Source organism: Gemmatimonadota bacterium (genome assembly GCA_039715185.1).
Taxonomy (GTDB): domain Bacteria; phylum Gemmatimonadota; class Gemmatimonadetes; order Longimicrobiales; family RSA9; genus DATHRK01.
This window is the reverse complement of sequence record JBDLIA010000130.1, coordinates 1-6,367: the sequence shown is the minus strand read 5'-3', so window position 1 is coordinate 6,367 and position 6,367 is coordinate 1. Positions and strand designations below refer to the sequence as shown.

The window sequence follows — 6,367 nt, the reverse complement described above, 5'->3', positions numbered from 1 at the left end:
GACATTAGACACCTATTAGCTCGTAAGGTTATGACTAAGATAGTCATGATATGATTCGTCCGGCAAGTTTCTCGTAACGCCGCGCCGACTGCGCGGCCCGCCTGGTGGGGGATCGGTGGCGCAACGTCCACGGAGGCGTTGACAGCATTATGCATGCGAAATAATGTCAAAGGGAGAGAGCACCCAGCCGGAGGAGCACGCCATGACGACGCTGACGATTCGGGGTGTGCCCGAGGAACTGCACGAGCAGCTCAGAGACCGGGCGGCGGGCAACCGGCGCAGCCTGAATTCCGAGGTCCTGGTCATCCTCGAACGAGCACTCCTTGGCTCGCCCCGGGAGGGCGAGCGGCCCGGCGACTCTCTGCCTCCGCCGCCCCCGGCGGGCGACATCAAACGCATCCTCAACGATCACCGCCAGGATCTGCGTGCGCTGGGGGTGCGCCGAATCGGCCTGTTCGGGTCGGTCCTGCGCGGGACCGCCGGAGCTGACAGCGACGCCGACGTGCTGGTGGAGTTCGATCCGGCGCAGAAGACGTACGACCGCTTCGCGGCGCTCGCTTCCCTTCTGGAGCGGTTGCTCGGCCGGCCCGTCGACCTGGTCACGACCGAGGGGCTGAGCCCCTTCATCGGTCCTCGGAACCTCGAGGAGGCGGAGTTTGTCGCGGTCGGCGCGTGACTACCTGAGGCATATCCTCCACGAGGCGGAGTACCTGGCCGAGGTGACGTCCGGACTCTCACGGGAGGATTTCCTCGTCGACGAGACGCTGCGCCGCGCCTTCGCCCGCAGCATAGAGGTCGTCGGCGAGGCGGCCAAGCTGCTATCGCCGGAGTGGCGAGACGCCCATCCCGAAGTGGACTGGCGCGCGCTGGCCGGCATGCGCGACCGGCTCATCCACGGATACCTCGGCGTCGACTACGAGCTCGTCTGGGAGGTCGCGTCGACCCGGCTGCCGGCGCTGCGCCCGGCGATCGCGGCGCTGGTGGAGGAAGCCTCGGAGTGATCGTGACGTCAAGACGTCCACCGCCGCTCGGCCTCCACTGGACGGGCTATCCGCAGGGTGCTCGATTGCTGGGCAGTGCAGCGAGTCGGTCGTCGAGTTCCATGCCCTGATCACTTGAGAACGCCATGCCCTCACGCGTCCGCGTATACATCGCCAGCTCCCTGGACGGCTTCATCGCCGGCCCGAACGACGACCTGTCGTGGCTCATGGGCCCGGAAGCGGCGAACCCGGGCGGTGAGTCGGATCCCGATGCGCTGACGTACGAGGCCTTCATCGCCGACGTGGGCGCCCTGCTGATGGGGCGGGGGACGTTCGACGTCGTGCAGCGTGCGGAATGGTGGGGATACGGGGACCGGCCGGTGCTAGTGGCGACGCACAGGGATCTCGGCGACGGGGTGCGCGACACCGTCCGCGCCGTGTCTGGATCCATCGAAGAGATGGTGACGCAGGCGAAGGAGGCCGCGTCGGGGAAAGACGTCTATATCGACGGCGGAAACCTGATCCGCCAAGCCGCCGAGGCCGGCCTGATCGACGATCTCACGATCACGCTGGCCCCGATCGCGCTGGGGGAAGGGCACCCGCTCTTCGCGGGTCTCTCACGCCCGTATCCGCTAAAGATCGTGAACCACCACACGTACGCTGGGGGAATGGTGCAGATCCAGGCGCGCCCGAAGTAGCGGTCCCGGGGCCTTAGCCGCGGCTACCTGTCGAAGCGGCGTCACACCCCGCCCTTCGGCGTCAGCCTCAACAGCCGCCCCCCGCCTCGATCCTCCAGCATCCAGATCGCCCCGTCCGGCCCCTGCACCACCGCCCGCATCCGCCGACCCATCTCGAACCGCTCGGCTTCACGCGCCCCCTCCCCGTCGAGCTCCACCCGCACCAGGGCCCGCGACGACAGCCCTGCGATGAACGCGTTGCCGCGCCAATCCTCGAAGAGGTCGCCGGTGTAGATCATCAAGCCGTCGGGCGAGATCACGGGTGTCCACCAGACCCTGGGGGCCTCGAAGTCGGGACGGGTGTCGTGGTCGGGGATGCCTCTGCCGCTGTAGTGGCGGCCGTTCGATACGATCGGCCAGCCGTAGTTCGCGCCCCGGACCACGCGGTTCAGCTCGTCGCCGCCCCTCGGCCCCATCTCGACGTTCCAGAGCTGGCCGTCCGCGTCGAGCGCAAAGCCGAGCGGATTGCGGTGGCCGAGCGACCAGACTTCCCGTGCGGCGCCACCCTGGTCGTAGAACGGGTTGTCGGCCGGCGCGGAGCCGTCGTCGTTGAGGCGGAGGATCTTGCCCAGGTTGGTCCGCAGGGCCTGGGCGGCATCGGACGACCGGCGCTCACCGGAGGAGATCCACAGATACCCCTCGCGGTCGAACAGCAGGCGGTAGCCGTAGTGACCGCTCCCCCTGGCCTTCGGCACCTGGCGCCAGATCACCTCGAGGTCCAGCAGCCCGCCGCCGTCCGCTGAGAGGGTGGCCCGCGCGACAGCGGCGCCCCGGGTGCCTCGGTCGCCGGCCTCGGCGTAGCTGAGGTAGACGAGCCGGTTCTCATCGAAGTTCGGATGGATCGCCACGTCGCCGAGGCCGCCCTGTCCGCCGTAGGCCACCTCTGGCACCCCCGCAACGGCGGACTTATCCCCGCGGCGTGTCACGAGGAATAGGCGACCTGGCTTCTCCGTCACGAGCATGCGGCCGTCGGGCAGGAAGGCCAGCGCCCACGGCTCGTCGAACTCGGCGACGGCCTCGACGTCGAAAGGCAGGTCTCCCTGCGCTGCGGCGCAGGAAGCGGGCGCGAGCATCGCGAGCGCGAAGAGACGGTGGGTCATGTGCATCTGTACGCGGGCAAAGTGGGCCTCGAGAACCGCCGTCCTATAGCCCGTACACCGACTCCGCGTTCCCGCCGAGGATCGCGGCGCGCTCATCGCCCGACAGCCCGGCTCCCTCGACCACCTCCTTCATCAGCGGGATGCTGCCGATCCGGTGCGGGTAGTCGCTCCCCGCGAGGATCTGCGACGCGCCGGCGAAGTCCACGGCCAGGCGCAGCGCCTTGGGGTCGAAGTTGACGCCGTCGTAGAAGAAGCTTCGCAGGTACTCCGAGGGCGGCCGGTCGATGCGCTCGCGGCATTCGGGGAACGCGCGCCACCCGCGGTCCAGGCGCTCCACCAGGTACGGGATCGTCCCCCCGAGGTGCCCCAGAACCCACCGGATCCGGGGGAACCGTTCCGGAACGCCGGCGAAGACGAGGCCCGCCGCCGCGAGCGTCGTGTCCATGAGGAATCCCACGAGTGGCAGCAGCCAGTACTCGGTCATTGCCTCGACGCCGGGCGCCTGGGTCGGGTGGATGTGGATGACCGCGCCCAGCTCGTCGGCGCGCTCCCAGAGCGGCAGGAAGCGGTCGTCCGCCAGCGCCACCCCCTGAACGTTGGCGAACACCATGGCGCCGGGCAGGCCCAGCTCCGTCATCGCGCGCGACAGCTCGTCGGCGGACGCGGCCGGGTCGTTGAGGGGCAGCGTCGCGAGCGCGGCGATCCGCCCGGAGGGCCTGCGCGAAGCGGCCGCCAGGTCGTCGTTCACTAGACGGCACAGCTCCACGGCGCGGGAGGGATCCTCGACGTGGGCGCCGGGCGCGGTGAACGTGACCACTTGCACGTCCACCCCCTGCTCCTCGAGCACCCGCTCGCGGTAGCCGAGGTCGCTGTGGCCGGGCACGACGACGTTGTAGTCGCCGGGGTAGTGGAGGACCGGGTTGCCCTCGCCGTCGCGCGTGAAGCGGACGGTCGACGGTCCACGCTCCACCGCCTCCAGGTACGCCGGCGGGTAGTAGTGGTTATGGACGTCGATGATGCGCACGCCTCGCCTCCCAGAAGAAGTAGACCGGCAGCCCGAGCAGGACGAAGCCCAGGCCCGCCGCGCTGTCCAGCGGCTGGAGCGCGACCTGGCTCGCCACCACCCCCAGCGCGCCAACGATGAAGAGCCCCGGCACGAGCGGGCCGCCCCACACCCGGTACGCGGGCGCGTAGCCGGGCCGGCGGCGGGCCAGCAGGAGCCCGGCCGCCATGAGCGCGAAGAACAGCCACTCGGTGTAGACCACGCGCGTGAACAGCCCGCGGTAGGTACCCGTCGCCACCAGCACGCACGACCAGATCGCCTGCAGCACGATGGCCCGGTGCGGCGTCCTGTGCCTGGGGTGCACCGCCGCCACCCAGCGGAAGAGCAGCCCGTCCTCGGCCATGGCGTGGTACACGCGCGGGCCCGCGAGCACCACCCCCGCCAGCGCCCCGAACGTCGAGAAGCCCACCAGCGCGGACATGAACGCGGCGCCGCCGGAACCCAGGACGGCGTCGGCGGCGTCGGCAGCCACGCGCGTCGACGCGACCATGGTGTCCAGCGGCAGCACGTACAGGTAGGCCGCGTTCAGCGCGATGTAGCAGACCACCACGATCGCGACGCCGATCATCAGGGCGCGCGGCAGGGTGCGCCGAGGGTCCACGGTCTCGCCCGCCGTGTAGGTGACCATGTGCCAGCCGCCGAACGCGAACAGGCCGGCGGCCACGGCGGTCAGGAACCCCGTGGCGTCCCCGCCCGAGACGACCGCCGGCGCCGCTTCCGCCGCGTGCGGCGCCCCGAGCGCGAACGCCACCGCGATTATCGCCGCGATGGCGGCGACCTTGCCGATCGTGAACGCCGCCTGGAGCCGGCCGCCGTGCTGGACGCCCGCGTAGTTGATCCCCGAGACCAGGACTATGGCGCCGACGGCCAGCGGCTTCACGGCGGCGTCGCCCCAGGGGAGGAAGTAGGCGGTGTAGCGCCCGAACACCATCGCGATGGCGGCGGCGATGCCCGAGTGCATGATCCAGAACATCGCCCAGCCCCACAGGAAGCCGAGCGCGGGCGAGAGCGTGCTGCGCAGGAAGACGTAGACGCCCCCCGTCTGGGGCCAGGCGGAGGCCAGCTCGGCGCAGATCAGGGCGCCCGAGGCCGTGAGCAGCCCCGCCACGCTCCAGACGAGGAAGACGCCGCCCACGGAGGCCACGTCGCGCACGATCTCCGACGGCTGCACGAAGATGGACGCGCCGATGATGACGCCCACCACGAGCGCCGTGGCCTGGAGCAGGCCGAGGGACCGGCGCAGGGGGGCGGAGGACGGGGTCAAGTGATCCTCGCCGTCCATCACGTGATCGCTACAATCCGTTGCCCGACCAGCTCCCAGTCTTCGCCGCTTCGAGCCAGCATCATCTCCCACACCGCAGCGAATCTTCTTTGGCCGGCCCTCCTGATTCCCGGACACGTGTGCACACGCCCCATGCGCATACGGACGGCGAGCTTGTCTGCCCTCGCTTTCGGGAGGGAAAGCACGAAGCGCATCGAGCCGGGTGTTTCGCCAATGGCATCGGGCGTCGACAGGACATCGTCGATCCATCCGGCCTCGAGTGCCTCGGCGAGAAGAGATTGCGGAAGAACCGCTCCGGACGGTGACAGATCCGCGTCAGTCAACGAGTCGACGAGGGCGATCGTCACCTGTTCCTGCTCGACGGACGTCCCGCACATTTCTGCCCAAGCCTCCGGGCTCCCCCACGTTTCCAACGTCAGGCCACGAAGAGCCGGCAGCAGAGGTCGATAGAGGGCAACTCTCTCTTCTTCATTGAGGCTTGAGTACTGCGCCCACCGTTCGAGATTCTCGCCGACCTGCGCTGGAGGGTCGCTGGGCCGGCAACCCCAAACACCTCCCATGAGGGCAAGCACTGTCAAACAGGCCGTCCTCTCCCTCGAAAGCAGGCTCCTGGAGGCGATACCGGTCCCTCGCACCCGGGGTCTCACAGCGTCCCGGCGCCGCCCACCAGCAGCGCCACGATCTCCGGGTCCACATCCGGCAGCGTCTGGGCACGCTCGACCGCCGTGTAGCCGTAGGAGTCTTCCACGTCCGTGCGGGCACCGCGCTCGATCAGGTAGCGGACGCACGCGATGCGGTTGTCCATCACGCACTGGTGAAGCGCCGTGGCGCGGTCCTCGATTCCGTTCATCGCGTCGATGTCCGCTCCGCCCTCGAGGAGCACGTCCGCGACCTCGAACCGATCCCGGCCGGCGGCCTCGACGAGCGCGGTCCGGCCGGCGTCGTTCGGCGCATCCGGTTGGGCCCCGGCCTGGAGGAGCCGACCCATGTGCGCGACGCTGTCGTGCGCGGCGGCCCACGCCAGCGCGGTGCGGCCCCAGCCGTCTCGGAGCTCCCGATCCCCGCCGCCATCGAGGAACGCGGTGATGGCGGCGGTGTCGCCGTCGCGGACGGCGCAATGGAGCGGGGTGGCCTCGCAATCGAGCTCGGAACGCTCGCGGAGGGCCGCGAACGACCGGTTCTCGGACCAGGAGTAGAGGAAGGAC

General features: G+C 69.8%; 8 protein-coding genes. 3 read left to right on the top strand and 5 right to left on the bottom strand.

From position 1 onward, the window contains the following. Positions 1-202 precede the first annotated feature (202 nt). From ABFS34_15475 to ABFS34_15465, 3 genes are all read left to right on the top strand, one after another. Complete coding sequence (locus tag ABFS34_15475) at positions 203-676, top strand: nucleotidyltransferase domain-containing protein (protein ID MEN8376828.1); 474 nt, start codon at positions 203-205, stop codon at positions 674-676. Further along, on the top strand, positions 657-1,001 hold the full coding sequence (locus ABFS34_15470) for a DUF86 domain-containing protein (protein MEN8376827.1): 345 nt from the start codon (positions 657-659) through the stop codon (positions 999-1,001). The genes ABFS34_15475 and ABFS34_15470 overlap by 20 nt, the downstream gene beginning before the upstream one ends. 125 nt (positions 1,002-1,126) lie before the next feature. Continuing rightward, positions 1,127-1,678 carry a dihydrofolate reductase family protein gene (locus tag ABFS34_15465; GenBank protein MEN8376826.1) on the top strand — a complete coding sequence of 184 codons (552 nt, stop codon included), beginning with the start codon at positions 1,127-1,129 and terminating at the stop codon, positions 1,676-1,678. A 41-nt stretch (positions 1,679-1,719) separates the two neighbouring features. On the opposite strand, the gene ABFS34_15460 is transcribed toward ABFS34_15465, so the two are convergent. From ABFS34_15460 to ABFS34_15440, 5 genes are all read right to left on the bottom strand, one after another. Further along, positions 1,720-2,790 carry a PQQ-dependent sugar dehydrogenase gene (locus ABFS34_15460; protein ID MEN8376825.1) on the bottom strand — a complete coding sequence of 357 codons (1,071 nt, stop codon included), beginning with the start codon at positions 2,788-2,790 and terminating at the stop codon, positions 1,720-1,722. 70 nt (positions 2,791-2,860) lie between these two features. Further along, the gene (locus ABFS34_15455; GenBank protein MEN8376824.1) at positions 2,861-3,841 is read right to left on the bottom strand and encodes an amidohydrolase family protein; all 981 of its coding nucleotides are present in this window, start codon (positions 3,839-3,841) and stop codon (positions 2,861-2,863) included. Next, complete coding sequence (locus tag ABFS34_15450) at positions 3,819-5,144, bottom strand: amino acid permease (GenBank protein MEN8376823.1); 1,326 nt, start codon at positions 5,142-5,144, stop codon at positions 3,819-3,821. Before ABFS34_15450 ends, ABFS34_15455 begins: the two co-directional genes overlap by 23 nt. Positions 5,145-5,161: 17 nt before the next feature. After that, positions 5,162-5,509, bottom strand: coding sequence for a hypothetical protein (locus tag ABFS34_15445; protein MEN8376822.1), 348 nt, complete (start codon positions 5,507-5,509; stop codon positions 5,162-5,164). A 296-nt stretch (positions 5,510-5,805) separates the two neighbouring features. After that, positions 5,806-6,367, bottom strand: a 562-nt coding sequence (locus tag ABFS34_15440) for an ankyrin repeat domain-containing protein (GenBank protein MEN8376821.1), incomplete at its 5' end; no start/stop codon positions are given.

What these genes read in the sequence shown, in the direction of transcription:
- ABFS34_15465 (MEN8376826.1), top strand. Translation starts at nt 1,127, where the DNA reads ATGCCCTCACGCGTCCGCGTATACATCGCCAGCTCCCTGGACGGCTTC.
- ABFS34_15475 (MEN8376828.1), top strand. Translation starts at nt 203, where the DNA reads ATGACGACGCTGACGATTCGGGGTGTGCCCGAGGAACTGCACGAGCAG.
- ABFS34_15460 (MEN8376825.1), bottom strand. Translation starts at nt 2,790, where the DNA reads ATGCTCGCGCCCGCTTCCTGCGCCGCAGCGCAGGGAGACCTGCCTTTC.